The sequence below is a fragment of the Streptomyces sp. NPDC029296 genome, assembly GCF_055569255.1.
Genome location: NZ_JBVHXT010000014.1, coordinates 60,544 through 79,485 on the forward strand (window position 1 = coordinate 60,544; position 18,942 = coordinate 79,485).

Annotated in this window: 13 protein-coding genes; 1 reads left to right on the forward strand and 12 read right to left on the reverse strand. The window is 75.7% G+C overall.

What is annotated here, in order from left to right:
* Positions 1-36: 36 nt before the first annotated feature.
* The 12 genes from ACZ4W9_RS14640 to ACZ4W9_RS14695 all read right to left on the reverse strand — a co-directional run bounded on the left by ACZ4W9_RS14640 (position 37) and on the right by ACZ4W9_RS14695 (position 16,763).
* Positions 37-1,863 carry a VgrG-related protein gene (locus tag ACZ4W9_RS14640; protein ID WP_467935615.1) on the reverse strand — a complete coding sequence of 609 codons (1,827 nt, stop codon included), beginning with the start codon at positions 1,861-1,863 and terminating at the stop codon, positions 37-39.
* Positions 1,860-2,582 (reverse strand): CIS tube protein, encoded by a 723-nt coding sequence (locus ACZ4W9_RS14645; RefSeq protein WP_318202309.1) that lies wholly within the window; start codon positions 2,580-2,582, stop codon positions 1,860-1,862. Before ACZ4W9_RS14645 ends, ACZ4W9_RS14640 begins: the two co-directional genes overlap by 4 nt.
* Positions 2,583-2,641: 59 nt before the next feature.
* A complete protein-coding gene (locus ACZ4W9_RS14650) occupies positions 2,642-3,067 on the reverse strand; it encodes a phage tail protein (protein WP_467935616.1) in 426 nt (141 codons plus the stop codon).
* 81 nt (positions 3,068-3,148) lie between these two features.
* Entirely contained in the window at positions 3,149-6,532 is a 3,384-nt protein-coding gene (locus ACZ4W9_RS14655; RefSeq protein ID WP_467935618.1) for a hypothetical protein, read from the reverse strand.
* Between the two features lie 4 nt (positions 6,533-6,536).
* The gene (locus ACZ4W9_RS14660; protein WP_318202312.1) at positions 6,537-6,695 is read right to left on the reverse strand and encodes a DUF6760 family protein; all 159 of its coding nucleotides are present in this window, start codon (positions 6,693-6,695) and stop codon (positions 6,537-6,539) included.
* On the reverse strand, positions 6,692-7,198 hold the full coding sequence (locus tag ACZ4W9_RS14665) for a hypothetical protein (RefSeq protein ID WP_467935619.1): 507 nt from the start codon (positions 7,196-7,198) through the stop codon (positions 6,692-6,694). The genes ACZ4W9_RS14660 and ACZ4W9_RS14665 overlap by 4 nt, the downstream gene beginning before the upstream one ends.
* On the reverse strand, positions 7,195-7,635 hold the full coding sequence (locus ACZ4W9_RS14670; protein WP_318202314.1) for a phage tail protein: 441 nt from the start codon (positions 7,633-7,635) through the stop codon (positions 7,195-7,197). Before ACZ4W9_RS14670 ends, ACZ4W9_RS14665 begins: the two co-directional genes overlap by 4 nt.
* A gap of 53 nt (positions 7,636-7,688) precedes the next feature.
* Positions 7,689-9,251, reverse strand: coding sequence for a phage tail sheath family protein (locus ACZ4W9_RS14675; RefSeq protein ID WP_467935621.1), 1,563 nt, complete (start codon positions 9,249-9,251; stop codon positions 7,689-7,691).
* A 402-nt stretch (positions 9,252-9,653) separates the two neighbouring features.
* Positions 9,654-11,675 carry an ATP-binding protein gene (locus ACZ4W9_RS14680; protein ID WP_467935720.1) on the reverse strand — a complete coding sequence of 674 codons (2,022 nt, stop codon included), beginning with the start codon at positions 11,673-11,675 and terminating at the stop codon, positions 9,654-9,656.
* Between the two features lie 230 nt (positions 11,676-11,905).
* Positions 11,906-12,613 (reverse strand): Pvc16 family protein, encoded by a 708-nt coding sequence (locus ACZ4W9_RS14685; protein WP_467935622.1) that lies wholly within the window; start codon positions 12,611-12,613, stop codon positions 11,906-11,908.
* Entirely contained in the window at positions 12,610-15,849 is a 3,240-nt protein-coding gene (locus ACZ4W9_RS14690) for a hypothetical protein (RefSeq protein WP_467935623.1), read from the reverse strand. The genes ACZ4W9_RS14685 and ACZ4W9_RS14690 overlap by 4 nt, the downstream gene beginning before the upstream one ends.
* A 191-nt stretch (positions 15,850-16,040) precedes the next feature.
* Complete coding sequence (locus ACZ4W9_RS14695; protein WP_467935625.1) at positions 16,041-16,763, reverse strand: helix-turn-helix transcriptional regulator; 723 nt, start codon at positions 16,761-16,763, stop codon at positions 16,041-16,043.
* A 203-nt stretch (positions 16,764-16,966) separates the two neighbouring features.
* Here ACZ4W9_RS14695 and ACZ4W9_RS14700 point away from each other — a divergent pair, with 203 nt between their 5' ends.
* The gene (locus ACZ4W9_RS14700) at positions 16,967-18,349 is read left to right on the forward strand and encodes a COG1470 family protein (protein ID WP_467935626.1); all 1,383 of its coding nucleotides are present in this window, start codon (positions 16,967-16,969) and stop codon (positions 18,347-18,349) included.
* Positions 18,350-18,942 lie beyond the last annotated feature (593 nt).

Below are 18,942 nucleotides of genomic sequence, written 5' to 3' on the forward strand. Positions count from 1 at the left end.
ACTCTGGGTACTCGGAGAACTGGTGGTGGTCACGGGTCAGTTGATGCGGATGAGCTTGGCCTTCAGGACGCCGAGCAGGCCGCCGTCGACGGTGACGTCCGAGCTGCCGGTGACGCTCACCGACCGGCCGCCGACCTTCACCCCGACCCGGCCCTGGATGTCGACGTTGCGGCCCGACACGCTCACGTCGCCGCGCCCCGCGTCCAGGGTGATGCCCTTGCGGTCGAGCACCACGGAGGTGAGCGGCTGCCGGCTCTTCCCTGCGTACACCGTCAGCTCGATCCGGTCCCGCCGGTCGTCCAGGAAGACTTCGAGGCGCTCGTCGGCTGTCCTCAGCCGCACCCCGGAGGGTCCCGGGGCCCGGGCGTCCAGCAGCTCCACCCGGTGCCCGGAACGGGAGACGACGGAGCGGCGGTTGACCTTCCCGGTGGTGCCGTCGATCAGCGGGACGTCGTGCGGGGAGGGCTTGTCGACGCCGTTGTACAGCCCGCCGATGACGTACGGGCTGTCCAGCAGGCCCTGTTCGAAGCCGACCAGGACCTCGTCGTTGACCTCGGGGCTCACCACGCCTCCGCCGCCCTTGCCGCCCCACTGCACGGTGCGCACCCAGTCGGTGGTGTACGTGTCGTCCAGCCAGGGGAAGCGCAGCCTCACCGCGCCGCTCTCGGCGCCGCCCGGCTCGCGCACGTCCGTGACCACGCCGATCGCCAGCCCCGGCATGCGCGGACCGCGGCTCGGCGCGTTGGCACCGGTCACCAGGCCGGTCAGGGAGCGGTCCGGGCTGGCGCTCACCCACACCGTGGTCCGGTACCCGCCGTGCGGCTCCAGGACGTGCTGCACGGCCGTCGCCGTGTACTTGCCGGAGAACGCCGGGCCGACGTTGCCGAGCGCCACCGGCTTGCCCGCCCGCAGCCTCGGGTTGCCCTCGGCGACCGCCTCCAGCTCGCCGAAGCCCGCGCTCACGTCCGCGGCCACGGCGCCGGCGACCGCGGTCGTCTCGGCCTGGGTGCGGTACGGGGTGTCGGTCACGGTCAGCTTCGACGACGTGCCGAACCGGGCGGCGAACGCCGGGCTCAGTCCCGGCACCACCGTGTCGCTCTCCACCGACGGCTGCCGGGCCACCAGCGGGCGCTTCGTGGTGACGTCCCAGCCGCGCACCTCCACCTGCGAGGCGCCGTCCGCCGCGGACAGCGCGGCGCGCAGCGCCAGCAGGTTCCGCCCGTACTCCAGCACCATCGGGTTCCGGGTGGCCGGGGTCGACGGCGCGGGCGCCCCGGACGCCTTCTCCGGCTTGGTGAACTGGAGCAGCCCCTGGTCGTCCACGCGGACCTGGGCGCCGCTCTCGGCCGCCAGGTACTGCAGGAAGTCCCAGTCGGACACGTTCGCCTGCGACAGCTGCTGGTACGTAACCGGCGCGGCCTCCACCTTCCCGCAGGCCAGCCCGGCCCCGGCGGCCACCTTGCGGACGATCGCCGCCGCCGTCATGTTCCGGTACGCCACCACCTTCCGGCCGCGCTGGAGGCGGTGCGCCTTGGAGTAGGCGCGCACCACCGTGAACGAGCCCGTACGGTCCCGGTCCACCTCCAGGGCCGTGACCTCGCCGTTGAACAGCCGCTCGCGGGCCTGCCCGTTCACGGTCACCACCGACACCCTGAGCGGGGTGCCGATGGTGATGCCGGCCGCCCGCAGGAACTCGTGGTCGGGGTCGCGGAAGGTGAGCTGCGCCGCGTCCGGCAGGCCCACGTTCTCGTCCACCACGCAGCTGACCAGCTGGGCGGCCCAGACCGGCGGCAGCTCGCCGGGCGTCTCGATGACGGGGTCCGCCGCGAAGGACCGGCCGCCCCGCGCCTCCGGTGTGCTCACCGCTCCTCCTCACCGCCGGCGTCCCGCAGCCCCGGCACCACCAGTTCGGTGCCGGGCACGAGCGCCATCGGGTCGTCGATTCCGTTCGCCTCCGCGATGACCCGCCAGGCCGTCGCGTCGCCGTACTCCCGCCAGGCCAGCATCGCCAGGCTGTCGCCCGCCACCACGGTGTGCGTGCTGCGGGCGGTGCGTGCGCCGGACGTCGGGTTCTGGCCCGCCGGGTCGACGCTCGCCTCCTCGATGGACAGCGCGCAGGTGGCCCGGAGCGGCCTGCCGTCCACGTCGAAGAGGGTGTACGACACCGAGAGGCTGGAGAGCACCCCGTCGAACGAGGTGGTCCGCGCGGTGCCCCACTCGAACCGCACCCAGGGACTCGCCGGCTTCTTCCGGCCGAGGCTGGCCGGGGTCGGCACGCACCCCTTCATCAGCTTCTCCACCGCCTGCTCCACGGAGTTGTCGTGGGTGGCGGTGGCGTCCAGGAACACCTCCAGGCTCAGCTCGCGCGGGCCGCTGCCGACGAACTCGGGCAGCGCCGACTGGCCCGCCATCCGGGACGGGGTGCGCCGCCACTCGGTGGTCTTGCGCAGCTCCAGGGTGGAGGGGTTGAACTGGAGGTCGAGCCGCGCGATCGTGCCGCCGGGCTTCGCCCCGACCGAGGCGGGGGGCTCCATGAGGGTCAGCTGGGCCCTGGCCCGGCTGGAACGGAACGCTGGGGACATGCCGGGACTTCCTTTCTTACGGGCGCGGGCGGGTACGGCTCATGAGGCGGGCGGGCGGGTCAGGACGGGCGCAGGCCCTCGTGGGCGATCTCCAGGGTCTCCACGGCCGCCTCGGAGCTGCCCGGGTCGAAGGACGGCCCCTGCCAGCGCACCGGGACGATCCCGAACACCTGCCAGCTGATGATCGGGGTCCGGTCCGGCCTCAGCGCCACGATCTCGCCGTCCTTGGGCTCCACCCGCTTCAGCGTCTCGTCCAGCCAGCGGCCGATCTTCGCCGTGTCGGCGGTGACCGGCCGGGTGAGCGTGATGTTGGACCAGGTCACGCGGCCGGGCAGCTGCCAGGTGAAGCCGTTGTTGCCGCCCTCGGCGTAACTCTCGATCTCCACCTCGGCGCCCATCCCGGAGCAGGTGTGGAAGGCCCCGAGGTCGTTGCCGCCGATCGCGAGCCGGAAGAACACGCTCGTCGCGAAGATGCTGTCCGTCATTGATCCGTCATCCGTTCCGTGGCCTCGTGCCTCATCCGTGGCGTGGCGTCGTTCATGGGTCGCCTCATCGGTTCCGTGGTCTCAGCGGCGTCCGTCGTGCGGACGGCCCGTGCGGTCCCGGCCGCGCCGCAGTTCGGCGCGCAGCAGCCGGGCCACCGGGTCGAGCAGGCGGCGCGCCAGGTCGTCCAGGTCGAGACCGGGATCGTGGGGCGGGGCCTCGGGGGACCGGCGGGCCGCGTCCTTGCCGGCGGCGGACGACGAGCCGGCCGGCGTACCGGACGACGGCGTGCCGGGTGCGGAGGCCGACCGGCGGTGACCGCGTTTCGGCGCGGCCGGCCCCGCGGCCTCGCCGGCGCGCTGCACCACGGGCGGCGTGCCCCCGGTGGCACCGGCCCGGGCGGGGTTCTTCCACCGCACCACGGGCACGGGCGCCGCCGGGGCCACCGCCGGCGTGCCCGCCGGACGGTCCGCGAGCGGCGGCGCCTGCGGGGTGGTCACCGGGAGGGACCGCGCGGGGGCGGCGGGCGCGCCGGGCCCGGACGGCTGCGCGCGAGGCGGGGCGGGCCGGACGACGGGGACGCGCTGGACCGCGGGCGCGGACCGGTGAGCGGGCCGGGCGGGGGCGGGAGTGCGTCCACCCGCCGGTCCGGGGGCGCCGCGCACCGGGCTGGCGGAGACGGAGGACGGTGCGGCCGGGGCCTGCGGGCCGGGGTGGGCGGGCGCGGCCCGCTGGATCGGCGGTGTGCCGGGGGCGGTCGCGCCCGCGGAAGAGGTGGGGGCCGGGGTGCCCGGCCAGCGTGCGGGCACCACGGGGCGCCCGGCGGGGCGGGGAGCGGCGGGTGCTGCCGCGCCTCCCGGGGGCCGGGTGTTCAGGGTGAGCGGGCGCGCGGCGAGCAGGGAGAGGGTACGGGGGGCCGCCGGGGCGGAACGGGCCACGGTGAGCGGGGGCTGCCCGGCCGGTCCGGGGCGCCGGGCACCCGGGACACCGGGAGCACCGGGAGCACCGGGAGCACCGGGAGCACCGGGAGCACCGGCCGAGCCGTCGGCCACGGCCCGGGCGACGACGACCGGGGTCCCGGCGGGGCCGGACGGCCCACGTGCGCCGGTGCCCGGCCGGGCGCCGGGTGCCGTACCGGGGCGCCGCGTGTCGCCTGCCCGGCCGGCGGTCGGCGCCGGGGACGTCCCTTGCGCCGCCGTGGCCGGGGGCCCGCTCAGGGCGGCGGCCCGGGACGCGGTGGCCTGGGTCCCGCCCGCGGCGGCCGGGTTCTGGGACGCGGTGGTCCGGGGCGCCGTCACCAGGGGCGTGGCAGGGCCGTTTCCGGGCTGCGACGAGGTGTCGCCGGGCCCCGGGGCGCTTCCGCCGGCGGAGTCCGCCGCCGGACCGCGCTGCACCTCGGCTTTCCCCAGCAGAGGCGCGTCCGGACCGCTGCCGGAACGCGACGAACGCCCCGGCTCCGCGACACCCGTGTCCCCCACCGCACTCCGCCGCACGCCCGGCTTCCCCGCCACAGGCACGTCCGGACCGCTGCCGGAAGCGGACGAACGCCCGGACCCGGGAACACCGTTGTCCGCTGCCGCACTTCGCCGCACAGCCGGCTTCCCCGCCACCGGCACATCCGGACCGCTGCCGGAACGCGACGAACGCCCCGGCTCCGCAATGCCCGTGTCCCCCGCCGCACTCCGCTGCACAGCGGGCTTCCCCGCCACCGGCACATCCGGACCGCTGCCGGAACGCGACGAACGCCCCGGCTCCGCAATACCCGTGTCCCCCGCCGCACTCCGCCGCACGCCGGGCTTCCCGACCACAGGCGCGTCCAGGCCGCTCCCGGCGTGGGGACCGGTCTCCGGCGTGCCCGTGCCGCCCGCGTCCGGCGTCACGCTCCGCTGCACGGTGCCGTCCCCCAACAACGGCGCCGACGGGCCCCCTTCGGGCCGGGCGCCGGCCTCCGCCGGGGTGCCCTCGCCCATCGCGTCCGTCGCCGGGCGGCGCTGTACGGCGCCCGGGCCCGGCAGCGGTGCGCCCGCACCGGTGCCCGTGGTCGCGCGGGGCGTGGCCCCGGTGGACGTACGTCCCTGCTCCGGCGTGGCTCCCGACGGCCGCTCCGGTCGTGCCTGGGCACGTCGGCCGCCCCGGGCGCCGGACCCGGAAGAGCCGGGGATGTCGGCGCTGGGCGGCAGCTCGGGCAGCGGCGCGCCCAGGCCGCCGCGTGCGCGTGCCCCGCTGCGCGCGGAGGGACGGCCCGGGGCGCCGGATCCGTCCGGGGCGGGCCGGGTGGTCCCCCTCGTCCCGGCGTCGTACGCGCCCGAGGTGCCGGAGGCGCCGTCGGCCTGCCGCTGCACGACGGGGAGCGCCGGTCCGGGCGCGGAGCCGGTACCGGACGTGGCGCGCCGGACCGGTCCGCCGTCCGTCAGCGGGCGAGCGGTGGACGGGAGTTCGCCGAGCGGGGCGCCGAGGGGCGCGCGGCTCGCCGTACCCTGCGCCGCGTCGGCCGGGGAGGCCGGGCCGGCGGGAGCCTCGGGGCCGCGCGCGGCGGCCGGGCGCACCGGTGCCTCGGGGGCCCGGTCCGGAGACGGAGCGGTGGGCCGCAGCGCGGTGACGCGGCGCGCCGGGCCGGCCGGGCGGCGGGCCACGGTCAGGGTGGGGCTCGCCGGGCGGGGCCGGACCACCGGACGGGGTGCGTCGGCCCCGGCGGTACGGGACGCCCGTGGCTGCCCGCCGCTCACGGAGCCGGACCGCGTCCCGCCGGTGACCGCGCCCGGGACCGGCGTCACCCGCCGCACCAGCGGGATCTCCGGTGCGGTGGGCCCGCGGCCGGCGTCGGCGGGGGCCACCACCGGGCCGGTGCCGGGCGCGACCGCCCGCTGGACGGCGGGGGAGGACGGGGACGGCACGGCGGGGGAATCCGTGGACGTGAGGGAACGGTCCGGCGCGGCGGCGCCCGGCCGCCCCGGCCCCACGGAACCGTCACGGGTGGCACCGGAGGCACGGGGGGCACCGGAAGGCCGTACGGCCGAAGAAGCCGGGCCGGACGCGGCGGAACCGTCCGCCGGCTCCTGCTCCCCCTCCCGCCGCAGCGCGCGCAGCAGCAGCGGGCCGCCCTCGGTGCGCTCGGGCCGGGGGGTGGCCGGGCGGCGGGTGACGCCGTGGACCAGGCCCGTGGGGGCCGTGGGCAGCAGCGCGTGGGCGAGCCCGGAGTCGAACGAGGGGTTCTGCCAGGCCGCGAGGCCCGACCGGAAGGCCAGGCCGTCGCTGACGCCGAGCGGCGCGCGGGACACGGTCAGTTCCGGCGGCGCGGTACGGCGCCAGCCGCCGTCCCAGTCGGCGGGCACGGCGGTGGCCGGGGCGTCCGGCGCGACGGGGACCGGGGCTGCCGGCGCGGCGGCGGCCGGGACGCCGTCGTGTTCCCCGCGCCGCGGGCCCTCCGTTCCGGCGGACCGGCGGCGCAGCCTGTCCCGCCATGCCATGTGCTCAACCGCCTTCGTTCACGCGGGTGTTGATACGGGCGATCTCGGCCACCCACTGCCGTCGTTCGTCATGGGTCAGGTCGAGGATCTCCTCGCGCGCCCAGTGGAAGTGATAGGCGATGTACGCGATCTCCTCCCGGAGCCGGGGAAGGGCGTACGTCACGATTCCCCCAGGCGCCCACCCGAGAGGTCGACCTCGAAGCCGCCCTCGCAGTGCGGGCAGGTCACCGCCGCCCGGGTGTGGCCCTCGCTGTTGACGCGGCGGTAGAAGTCCTGGAGGAAGGCGACGTCGGTGGCGTACATCCGCTCGACGATCCCGGCGTGCACATCGGTGATGGAGCCGATCCGGGTGATCACCTGGCTCAGCAGCACCACGCTCAGGTACGCCGGGTTCTCCTTGACCCGCAGGTCGATCTGCGGCCGCAGCTCGTCCCGGGCCGTGGCCAGGCGCATCGCGCCCTCGCGGTGCACCGTGCCCGCCTCGTCGACGTAGCCGCGCGGCAGCACGAACTCGAACTCGGTGCGCAGCCCGTGCCGCTCCTCGCGGGGCGGCGGGGGGGCCGGGGCGGCGGCGGGGGGTGCCGCCGCCTGCTCGGTCGCCGGGGCGGGCGCCGTCGCCTGGAGGATCTCCTCCAGGTTGCCCGCCGTCACGGTACGGCGCCTCATTCGACGATGATCTCCTCGAACACGATGGTGACGGACTCGGTGGCCGCGGCCGAATCGCCCGCCTTCAGGGACGGCCCCTCCCACTTGGAGGCCCAGCCCTGCATCAGCTGGATGCGGCGGACCGTGTTGCCCTCGGTGTCCTTGATCTCGATCGTGAGGTTCTGCCGGGCGGCGTTCACGGCGCCGTTGTTCAGCGTCTCCTTGATCCAGTTGGTGAACTCGCTGCTCTGGTCGAGTCCCCGGGTGATCGTGATCTCACCGGCCTGCCGGCCACCGGGCTGCTTGCGGATGATCTGCTTGCCCTCCGCGGTGACCTGCTTGACCTCGACGACGTCCTCCTCGACGGTCAGGCCGCTGATCTCCTGGATGGACTCGACCAGGTAGCCGCCGAGCTGCACGCCGAAGACGTGGGTGGAAAGAGCATCGCCCGTTGCCATGACTGTCTGTCACCTTCCGTTGCCGACCCGCGGGTCGTTGTTCTGGCTCGATCTCACTCGTCGATGAGGCTGGTGCTGTCGGAGAACTGGGCCAGCCGGAACACCACGAACTCGGCGGGCTTGACCGGCGAGACGCCGATCTCGCAGACGACCCGGCCCTGGTCGATGGACTCCTGCGGGTTGTTGTCCCGGTCGCACTTGACGTAGAACGCCTCTTCGGCGGTGCGGCCGAACAGCGCGCCCCGGCGCCACTCCTCGGTGAGGAAGGCGGTGACGTTGCGCCGGATGCTCGACCAGAGCCGGTCGTCGTTCGGCTCGAAGACCACCCACTGGGTGCCCAGGAGGATCGACTCCTCCAGGTAGTTGAACAGCCGGCGCACGTTCAGGTAGCGCCAGGCCGGGTCGGAGGAGAGGGTGCGGGCGCCCCACACCCGGATGCCCCGGCCCGGGAAGGCGCGTACGCAGTTGACGCCGATCGGGTTGAGCAGGTCCTGCTCGCCCTTGCTGAGCCGCAGCTCCAGGTCGACCGCGCCGCGGATCACCTCGTTGGCGGGGGCCTTGTGCACGCCGCGCTCGTGGTCGCTGCGCGCCCACACACCGGCGATGTGCCCGCTCGGCGGGACGGTGGTGTTGCGTCCGGCGGCCGGGTCGAAGACGCGCACCCACGGGTAGTAGAGGGCGGCGTACCGGGAGTCGTAGCCCGCCTCGTCGTTGCGCCAGGTGCGCACCTGCTGGGCGTTGAGCCCGGGCGGGGTGTCCAGCACCGCGACCCGGTCGCCCATCTGCTCGCAGTGCGAGATGACGGCGAGCTGGACGGTGCGCACGCCCTCGGCGTCGATGTCGCCGCGCTGGTAGGCGCTCATCAGGTCCGGCACCGCGACCATGGTGATCTCGTCGATGGTCTCCAGGCCGCCGAATCCGGTGCGGGCCGCCGGGTCGCCGACGTACTCCGCCGGGTCGAGGCGGGCCACCGCGCCGGAGCCCGACGGGGCGGGGGCGGCGGCCGGGGCCTCGGCGAGCGGCACGGTCTGGTTGGCGGGCCGGGTCTGGGCGGCGCCCTGCTGCTCGGCGACCTCGATCAGCCGGGAGCCGCGGGCCTGGGTGACCAGGTAGCCCTTGACGTTCTTCCGGGTGGAGGCCTCGTACGTCTCCGCCACCTGGTCGCCCTGGCGCACCAGCACCTTGAAGCGGTCCTCGGGCGGGTTCTCGCCGTCGGCGTCGGCGATCTCCACCGACACCCCGGAGGCGCCCGGCCGGGCCGCGACCAGGAAGCCGCCGAGCTCGACGGGCTGGGCCGCCCGGGTCTCGCGCCGGCCGCCGGTGCCGGCCGCCGGGGCGGAGGCGTCCTCGGCGGAGCCGCCGACGCGCACCACGTACGCGGCGCCGCCGCCGTTGGCGAAGTAGCCGTAGACCGAGTGGGGCAGGTAGGCGCCCTCGGTGAAGCCGCCGAACAGCTGGGTGTACTGGTCCCAGCTGGTGACCAGCGTCGGAGTGTGGAACGGGCCGGTCTCGGCGAACCCGACGAACGCGGCGACGGCGGTGCCGACCCCTTCGATCGGGCGGGCACCGGACTGCACCTCCTCCACGTACACGCCCGGGGTGAGGTACGTCGGCATGCTCGCTCCTTCGGGTCCTTGCGGGGTGGTTCACCTGTGTCCAGGCCGAGTCTGCGGGGCGTACGTGCCGCGGGCACAGGGACGTGCGGACCCGACCGGGGGCAGGAACACTGCCTCTCCCAGCCCGCCCCGAGGGCCCCGCCGCCACCCTGACTTGCCCCCGCGCTGCCCCTACGGCCCTGGACGCCCGCACGGGCCCCCGGAGGCCGGCGGGGGAACGCCCGTGATCAGGCGGCGGAGACGGACGCGGACCCCGCGCCCGGCGACGAGTCCCGGGTCCGCGTCGGCACCACGCAGGGCACCTGCTTCCCCGTGACGCCGTCGGCAAGCGCGGCGGCGGGCGGCGGGTTCCCGGCGTGCCGCGGGGCCCTGACGATCCCGGTGCGGTCCCGGTGCGGTCCCTCAGGCGCCCACGGCCGACGCCAGGTACGGACCGAACTCCGTCTCCAGGACCAGCCGGCCCAGCTTGCGGTACTCCTGGGCGATCGCCGTCACCACCTGGCCCATGGTGAGCGGCTCCCCGGACTCCGCCGCGAGGTAGGCGGCGGTCACCGCGCAGGCCCGGATCGAGCCGCCGGCCAGTTCGAAGCGGTCGGCGCAGAAGCCGAGGTCCAGGTCCCCGGCCCGGGGCAGCCGGTCGCCCAGGCAGCGTTCCCACAGGGCGAGGCGCTGGGTGGCGTCGGGCACCGGGAAGTCGGCGATCACGTCCAGCCGGCGGGTGAACGCCTCGTCCAGATTGGCCCGCAGGTTGGTGGTCAGCACTGCGATCCCGTCGAAGGACTCCATGCGCTGGAGCAGGTACGCCGACTCGATGTTGGCGTGCCGGTCGTGCGCGTCCTTCACCTCCGAACGCTTGCCGAAGATCGCGTCGGCCTCGTCGAAGAGCAGCACGGCGTTGACCGCCGACGCCTCGGTGAAGATCCGCTCCAGGTTCTTCTCGGTCTCGCCGACGTACTTGTCGACGACCGTGGACAGGTCCACCACGTACAGGTCCATGCCCAGGTCCGACGCGACGACCTCGGCGGACATGGTCTTGCCGGTGCCCGACTCGCCCGCGAACAGCGCGATCACCCCGCGCCCGCGTCCGCCGCCGGGCCGCATCCCCCACTGCCCGAGCACCTGCTCGCGGTGGCGGGCGCGCAGCGCGAGTTCGCGCAGCCGCCGGTGGGTGAGCGGCGGCAGCACCAGGTCGTCCCAGCCGACCGAGGGCTCCACCCGGCGGGCCAGCCGGTCCAGGCCCGCGCCGTTCTGGGCGCGTACGGCGGTGCGCAGGTCGTCGGGGCGGACCGGGCGGCCGGCCAGGCGGGCCGTGCGCACGGCCACGTCGGCGGCGCGGCGCACCTGCCCGGAGTCCAGGCGGTGCGCGGCCACCGCCCGGGCGAGCGCCTCGGTGTCGCCGGGGACGGAGCCGTCGCCGGCGGCCCGCTCCAGGGCGTGCCGCCAGCGGACGGCCTGCCGCTCGGGCGAGGGCGCCGGCACGGTCAGGACGACGGGGGTGTCGGCGGCCCAGCCCGGGTCCCAGCCGACGGCGCCGTGCGTCAGCAGCGGGATGCCCCGCAGCGCCGTGCACGACGCCCGCAGCGCGCGGGCGCGTTCGGCGGGCTCGTCGGGCAGGGACTCCAGGGGGCCGAGGACGACCCCGGCGCCGGTCAGGCGGGCTTCGAGGGCGGCGACCCGGGCCAGCTCGGGGATGTCGCCGGGGCGCCGGGCGAGGGCCGCCGCGTCCAGGACGAGCGGGTGTGCCCCGGCCGCGCGCAGTGCCGCGACGGCCAGTCCCCCGGCGTCGCCGCCCCGGCCGCGCAGATGGACCAGGCCGGTGCCGGTGCGGGCCGCGGCCGCCGTGCGGCGCACCTCGGCGGGCTCGGCGGTCGGGTCCTCGCGGGCCTCGTCGAGCACGCCGGCGAGCCGGGCGTCGGGCCGGGTGTTGCCGAGGAGGTGGGCGGTGATCCGGTCGGGGACCACGAGGACGCGGGACAGCGGCGGCCGGTCCGGCTCGGTGACCTCCACCAGACCGCCCGCGACCAGCGGGGCGCCGGGGGCGAGCCGGAACCTGCGGGGTGCCGCGCCGGCGAGCCCGCACAGCTCCAGGGCGAGGCCGACGGTGGGCCGGCGGCGTGTCAGGTCGTCGTTGAGGTAGCCGTAGAGCCGCTCGAACCGCGCGTCCAGGTCGGGCGCCACCGCGACCAGGAGCAGGTCCAGGTCCAGCGGCGTCAGCCCGAACCGGGCGGCGAGGGCGCCGAGCACGGAACCGGCCGGCGGCTGCCAGGGCCCGGGCGCGGGTACGCCGAGCCCGCCCGGCTCGTCCAGGATGCGCGCCGCCGCCTCGGGGGTCAGGTACTGCCCCCGGTACGGGTCGTCGGGATCGGGATCCCCGGCCCGCCGCACCCCCACCGCCCACCGCACCCGCTCCTCGACGGCCCGCAGCCGGTCCCAGAGAGGGTCTGCGCCGTCCCCGGCGACGCCTTCGCCGCCCGGCCCCGCCGCGAAGACCCCGGCTGCCGGCTCGGCGGAGGCTCCGGCGTCCGGCGCGGTGCCGGGCGCGCTCGGCCCGGCCGCTCCGGCCGTGGCGGCCGGCTCGGGGGCGGTTCCGTCGCCCGGGTCCCCGGGGGGCTCGGGGGTGGTGCGGTCGGTCGCGGGGGGTTCGGTCGTGCGGGTCACGGCTGGCGGTCTCCACGGTGGCGGCGGCGGGCGGGGGCCGGGCCCCGTTCGCGGGGGCCGGCGAAGCCCTGCCGGCCCGGGTCGGTGGTCTCCTTGTAGCGCAGCCGGCGTCCCGGATCGGCCTCCCCGTCCGCGCTCCGGGCGGCGGAGCGTACGACGAGCCCCTCGGTGACCGGCGGCGCGACCGCCGTGACCGCGCCGGCGAGCGGGGCGCGTACCCGTACCCCCAGCGACGCCTTCAGCTCCCCGCCGAGCGCCGACCACACGTCGGCGGCGGCCGGCACGTCGGCGGCGGTCCCGGCGACGTCCAGGCCCACGGTCAGGCCGAGTTCGGCGAGCGTGCCGGTGAGCAGCCGCGCGGGCAGGGTGTCGGCGGAAACCAGGCAGGCTAGCACCTGCGACAGCAGCCGGTGCTCGTCCTGGGGGCGGCTCGCCCACGCCGTGACCAGGTACGTCAGATCGAACCAGCGGGGCGGGGTGCGCCGCGCCACGAGCTGTCCGTCCGCGTCGTACACCTCCCCGGCGCCGCTGCCGCGCCGGGCGGCGTCCTCGCGGATGTCGTACAGGAAGACGCAGACCGTGGGCGCGCTGCGGCGCGCGGCCCAGTCCCGGGTGGGGGCGTCGAAGACGACCTCGACGCCCGACGCCTCCAGGCCGCACTCGCCGAGCAGCCGGCGCAGCCCCTCGTCGACCTCGTGGATCACCGGCGCGTCACCTCGTCGGGCGGCTGGATGCTGCCGCTGACCACCAGGAAGTCGGTCTTCACCGGGGAGAAACCGGGACCCTTGGCGAAGATCTCGCGCGGCCCGGTCTGGTCCTTGGCGAGGATGAGCAGCTGGCCGATGAAGGTGCCGTCCGGCTTGGGCACGGTCGGTGCCGCCGCCGCGGTGATCCCCGGCTTCCAGGTGAACCGCACCGGCGCCCCGGGCGGGAAGTCCTTGCCGCGCACGGAGGTGACGAAGCCGGGCTTGCCGATGCCGGGTACGGCGACGATGCGCGGCTGGAGGATGCGCAGCCGCTGCCGCGCGGTGTTGTCACCGCGGTCGGCGTCCGTGCCGGTGGTGGTGAGCACGCCGGTGACCTGGCCGGTCATCGCCTTCTTCGGGCTGAGGACGACGCGTACGACGGTGCTCGCGCCCGGTCCCAGGTCCGGCAGCGCGCACACCCAGGAGGCGTCGCAGCCCGGCGGCGGTCCGCTGTCGGGGATGCCGGCGGGCAGCCCGATGCGCAGCCGCAGCCCGGTGGCCAGCGCGTCGCGGCCGTTGCGGACGGTGTACGTCACCACGACCCGCCCGCCGACGTAGCCGGGGTTCGGCTGGGCCGTGACGCGCACGCCGGGCCCGGCCTTCGGCGCCGGCGGCTGCGGCGGCACCGGCGGCACGGTGGGCGGCGGCGTCGGAACCGGGGGCGGAGTCGTGGGCGGAGCCGGGGTCGGAGTGGGTGTCGGGGTCGGCGTGGGGGTGGGTGTCGGGGTCGGCGGCGGGGCCGTGCGCACCGGCACCACGGTCCGCCCGGCGTTGTCGCTGGGCCGCGGGTCCAGGACCGTCCCGGTGACCGACCAGCCGACCGGCGCGTCACCCGGGGTGAGCCCGGTGAGGGTGACGTCCACCGGGACCGTCGTACCGGGCGGCACCACGCCCAGGTCGCACTGGAGGGAGGTGGCGTCGCAGGTGCCGCCGGGCCGGGTGATCCGGGTGACGACGACACCGGCCGGCGGCGCGATGGTCAGCCGGGTGCCGGGGGACGCGGCGGGGCCGTTGTTCACGACGTCGACGCGGACCGTGGTGGAGTCGCCGATGGTCACGTCCGGGACGGAGCCGGGCGCCCGGACGGCGAGGTCGACGGACTGCTGGACGCTGGGCTCCTTGTGCCGGCCGGGCAGGTCGTTGGTGAGCTTGGTCAGCTCGCCGGTCACGACGTTCAGCACCTTGAGCTTCTCCGGGCTGTTGACCCGCTGGCCGGGGCGGGAGCTGAGCACCAGGGACGTGCCGTCGGGCGTCCAGGCGGCGTCCCGGGGCTGGAACGGCCCGGGGTTGTCCGGCAGCTCGCGGTGGCAGGCGTCGGCCTCGTCGCGGGCGGAGCCGGGGAGGAGCACCCGGCAGGCGTCACCGGACACGGAGGTCACGATGATGCCGTTGTGCTCGTCGATGCGGGTGGCGTCGTTCTTGCGGTTGAAGGCGATGCTGCGTCCGTCGGGGGAGAACGCGGGGCTGTCGTCGATGACCGCGCAGCCGTCCGGGCAGATCCTGTCGCTCAGGTCGACCTGCCGGGCCGGGGTCTTCACGGGCACGGTCCAGATGTGCTTGTTGCCGCCGGCGCCGTAGACCAGCTCGTTGCGGGTGAAGGCCAGCATCGTGCCGTCGGGGGACCAGGTGGGCTGGGCGTCCTGGCCCTGGAGTTCCCCGTCGGGCGGGACGATCCTGCCGGTGATCGCGCCGGAGGCGACGTCCGCGATGAGCACCTGGCTGGTTCCGGCGGCCCCGTCGGTGCCCGGCGAGATGCGGGTGAAGGCGAGGTACTTGCCGTCCGGGGAGAACGCCGGGTCGGTGTCCCGGTCGCGCGGTCCGCGTCCGGCGAGCCGCAGTTCCTCCGGGTGCGTGCCGTCGGCGTCCGCCAGCCAGATCTGCTCGACCCGGCTGCCCCGCTCGCCGACGAAGCGGGTCACGACGATCCGGCGGCCGTCCGGCGTGTAGCTCTGCCGCTCGGTCCACGGGTCGTAGTCGGACCGGGGCTGGAAGAGCGGGTCCTTCGCGGGGTCGATGTTGGTGTCCGCCTCCGGGTCCTCGTTCAGGATCGTCAGGTTCAGGTCGCGGGGGTCGGCCCCGTCCGCCCGGATGTCCTGGAGCGTCACCGTGTGCGGACCGTCGGCCGTGATGTGCTCCACCACCGCCCGGCCGCCGTCGAGCGGACCGAGCCAGGTGGGCGAGCCGACCTCCCGGTCCTCGTCCAGCACCAGTCCGGGCGTACCGGTGGTGTGCGTCTGCGCGCGGAACACGTGGTCGTACTTGCCCTCGCACTGGCAGGTGATCTCGGGGCTCAGGAACAGCACCTCGTTCCCGCCCGGCATCCAGGCCGGCGCGTGGGCGCGCCACTGCTCCCGGTCGCCGCCGAGCAGCGGCCCGTCGGTGCTCCCGTTGGTGCCGTCCGTCACCCGCAGCTGGGGGCGGTCCTTCCTGGTGGCGGTGTACGCGATGAGGTCCCGGTGGTCCTTGTCGTCGACCGGGTTCCACACCGGTTCGGTGGCCGTGCCGTTCGCGGGATCGGTGACCCGGGTGGGGGTGTCCCGGGTGGGCATGCCCTTGACCAGGGGTCGTACGTAGATCTGCGCGCCGTCCGCCGAGTCCTCGTCGCTGGAGTACGCGAGGCGCGTCCCGTCCGGGGAGACCGTCGGGTAGGTCTCGTCGGCGGAGGTCTTGGTGAGCTGGCTCGGCCCGGAGCCGTCGGTGCCCACCCGCCACAGATCGCGCTGGTCCTTGCCGTCCGGGCCGCCGGGCCCGGCCGCGTCGAAGACCACGGAGGCGCCGTCCGGCGTCAGCCGGGGGTGGGCCGCGTCCATGCCGAAGGTGAGACGGCGCACGGAACCGCCGGCGGTCCGCAGATAGATCTGCGGGTCCTTCTCGTCGCGGCGGCTGGCGAAGACCAGCTGGTCGCCCAGGGCGGACGGCTGGATGTCGTTGTGGACCGGGATGTCGTTGTAGACCGGGCCCTCGTCGAACAACGGGACGCTGGTCCTGTCGGAAGTGGGTACGCCGAGACTGCGGTGCCGGGTGCCGGCGAAGGCGATCCGGGTCTCCGGGGCGGTGGTGGCCACCCGCGGCGAGGCGTCGGCGGTGCCGTCCACACCGGAGGCCGCGGTCGCCCCGAGCAGCGGGACCAGCAGCAGTGCCGACGCGCCGAGCCGCCCCAGGCGGTACCGCCCGCCGGGGCCAGCGGTTCCCATCAAGGTCCCCCTCGCAGTCTGGTGCGGCAGTCCGGGTGTACCCCTGCGGCAATCCGGGTGCGCCCCCGCCACCCTGTCCGGGCCGCGCCCGGCACGGGAGGGCGGCGGGGCCATACCCGGGGGAAACGCTCGGTGTGCTTTGGGGCAGCGCGCGTTCCCGGCCGGGCCGCGGCCGGGAACGGGACGGTCCGTCAGATCAGGCCGTTGCGCAGCGCGTAGCCCACGGCGTGGGCCCGGTTGCGCAGCTGGAGCCGGGTGATGACCTCGTGGAGGATGTTCTTGACGGTCCGTTCGGAGTACGACGTCTTGCGCGCGATCTCGGCGGTGTCCAGCCCCTCCGACACCATCCGCAGCATGTCCGCCTCGCGGGTGGTCAGCGTGGACAGGGACAGCCCCCGCGGGTCGAGCGCCGAGCGCTGCAGGCCGCCGACGTGGCTGAGGAGCTTGCCGAGCAGGTCGCCGGGAAGGACGCCCTCGCCGTTGGCTATCGCGAGGACGAGCCGCAGCAGCTGGTCCTGGTCGGCCTCGGCGCGCCGCAGCACCGCCGCCACCCCGCACTCGATGACGCGTTGCAGCGAGCCGGAGCCGAGGGTGGCGACCACCAGGCCGGTCCGGGTGGCGGTGTTGTGCCGCAGGCGGTGCAGCAGGGCGGCCACGTCGTCGTCGACGTGGTCCACCACCACCAGCGACACCTGGGCCCGCTCGGCGTCGGCTTCGGCGGCCAGTTCGATCTCGGGGCGCTGCCGCAGCTGCTGCACGACGCCCAGGCGCAGCACGGGGTCGGCGGCGTAGACGGCGACGGTCACCCGTTCGGGCCGGTCGGTACGGGAGGTCCGGTGCGTGGTCCAGGCCGGGGCCGGCCCACCGGACGGGGTGGTGGGCATGGCCGGCCCGGCTGTCTCAGTGCTGGACATAGCGGTTTACCTGTCTCAAGAGTGCTGGTCGGGGTATACGGGGACGGGGACGAGCGCCGTCGGGCGGCGCACCCGGGGCGACGGCGGCCTCAACCGTTCGTCTCCCTCGGGGAGTTGAAGGGTGACCTGAGGGGCACCGGGACTGCCCGGGCGTTGCCCTCGCGCTTCTCGCCGCGCTCCCGGGCCCGGTCTAGCGTGCTGGCGTGACGCCTTCTGCAGCCTCTTCCAGCCCCGGCGCTCCCGGCCTCGACATCCCGGAAGTGACCGTGGCGCCGGGGGACATCGCCACGACCACCGTGACCGTGCGCAACGACAGCGACATCGTCGAGGCGTACAGCCTGGAGATCGTGGGGGACTGCGCCGCCTGGACCACCGTGGAGCCCGCCCGGGTCTCCCTGTATCCGGGCACGTCCGAGACGGTGACGGTACGGCTGGAGCCGCCGCGGTCCCCCGAGGTGCGGGCGGGCGAGGTGCCCCTCGGCGTGCGGGTGCTGCCGGCCGAGCACCCGGAGTCGGTGCGGGTCCTCGAGACCATCGTGCACATCGGGGCGTTCCACGAGCTGCACAGCGAGCTGGCCCCGCGCCGGCGGCGCGGCTGGCTGCGCGGCCGCTACCGGCTGGCGGTGCGCAACCAGGGCAACACCCCGGTGCGGGTGGGCTTCACCGCCGGACAGGCGGGCGAGGAGCTGGCGTTCGCCTTCGCCCCGGCGCAGCAGCCGCTGGAGCCCGGCGAGTCGGCGGAGATCGGCCTGCGGGTGCGCACGGGCAAACCGGTGTGGTTCGGCGCCCCGGTGGTGTGGCCGTTCACCGTGGACGCCGCCGAGACCGGCGAGCAGGACGAGCCCCTGCGGGACGAATTCGCCGTGCGGGCGCCGCTGGACGCGGAGTTCGTCCAGATCCCGATCTTCCCGAAGTGGCTGCTCGCCCTGCTCGCGGCGCTGCTCGCGCTGCTGCTGGCCTGGTTCATGCTGGTCCGTCCGGCGGTGCGCAGCGCCGCCAAGGAAGCGGCCACCGAGGCGGTCCAGCCGCGGCCCACGCCCGCCGGGGAGGAGGACGCCGCCGGGCAGACCCCGGGCACCGGTCCCGGCACGAGTACGGGTACGGGTACCGGTACGGGCAAGGGCACCGTGCCCGGCGGTGGGCGGTCGAGCGTTCCGGGCACGGGTGGTGACGGCACGTCCGGTGAGGACGGCACATCGGGCGACGGCGGCACCGTGGTGGGCGGCGGCCGGCAGACCTCGCAGACCATCGACGTGCAGTCGACCCGCGGGGAGACCAAGCCCGGCGTCTACCAGGTGCCCAAGGACAGCGTCTTCGGGGTCACGGACATCGTCGTCGCCAACTTCCAGGGCGACGAAGGGCTGATGACGATCAGCTTCGGGGACCGCAAGATCACCACCATCGCGCTGGAGACCTTCCGCAACCAGGACTACCACTGGGTGACCCCCATCAAGATCCCCGAGAACGACACCGTGAGCGTCGAAGTGACGTGCGAGAAGCCCGGTACACCGGCGTCCGGACGTCAGGCGCAGGGGTGCCACGAGGTCCTGAACGTGAGTGGCGTGCTCAGCCGTACCAGCCAGTAACTTCAACCCCATATCCTGACACATTGTCAGTCGATATTGGGTGCATTTGCCAAGAGTTAGCGCTTTCTCCGTCCGGAAACAGCCATCACGGGGCCGAAAAGCGCCACTCCTTCGGCCCCTCATGCCCCCGGTGCGCCCTCCGCGCACCGGGGTGCGCCGACGCGCCGGACGGCCCGCCGCCCCCCCGGGGGGACGTGAGGCCCCTCACCCGGCCGCCCGCGCCCGGGCACCCCCGCACCGCCGTGCGACCGGGCCCGCCGGCGGCAATCCTGTCGCGGCGGCCCCACATAGGCGCACGCGCCGACGCCAGGGTGGGGACACCGGGGCACGGGGCACCACACGGAGCCGTGTCCCCGAAGCGCCACGCCCGCCGGCCTCCTCGGCACCACGCCCGCCCTCCTCCGGCCCGTCGGCGAGGCGGGGCCGTGATCACGCCCCCGCGCTCGGAGGGCGGCCACCGCCGGTCCTCCCGCCACCGGTTGCGCGTCGCCGCCCGCGCCGGGGCCGGGCGGCGGCACCATATCTGTTCTCGCGACTGGAGAATTGCCCGCTGGACGCCGAAAGGTTTTGCGCTGAGGGCACCCCAGAATCCG

What these genes read in the sequence shown, in the direction of transcription:
- ACZ4W9_RS14645 (WP_318202309.1), bottom strand. Translation starts at nt 2,582, where the DNA reads ATGTCCCCAGCGTTCCGTTCCAGCCGGGCCAGGGCCCAGCTGACCCTC.
- ACZ4W9_RS14650 (WP_467935616.1), bottom strand. Translation starts at nt 3,067, where the DNA reads ATGACGGACAGCATCTTCGCGACGAGCGTGTTCTTCCGGCTCGCGATC.
- ACZ4W9_RS14655 (WP_467935618.1), bottom strand. Translation starts at nt 6,532, where the DNA reads ATGGCATGGCGGGACAGGCTGCGCCGCCGGTCCGCCGGAACGGAGGGC.
- ACZ4W9_RS14665 (WP_467935619.1), bottom strand. Translation starts at nt 7,198, where the DNA reads ATGAGGCGCCGTACCGTGACGGCGGGCAACCTGGAGGAGATCCTCCAG.
- ACZ4W9_RS14670 (WP_318202314.1), bottom strand. Translation starts at nt 7,635, where the DNA reads ATGGCAACGGGCGATGCTCTTTCCACCCACGTCTTCGGCGTGCAGCTC.
- ACZ4W9_RS14675 (WP_467935621.1), bottom strand. Translation starts at nt 9,251, where the DNA reads ATGCCGACGTACCTCACCCCGGGCGTGTACGTGGAGGAGGTGCAGTCC.
- ACZ4W9_RS14690 (WP_467935623.1), bottom strand. Translation starts at nt 15,849, where the DNA reads ATGGGAACCGCTGGCCCCGGCGGGCGGTACCGCCTGGGGCGGCTCGGC.
- ACZ4W9_RS14695 (WP_467935625.1), bottom strand. Translation starts at nt 16,763, where the DNA reads ATGTCCAGCACTGAGACAGCCGGGCCGGCCATGCCCACCACCCCGTCC.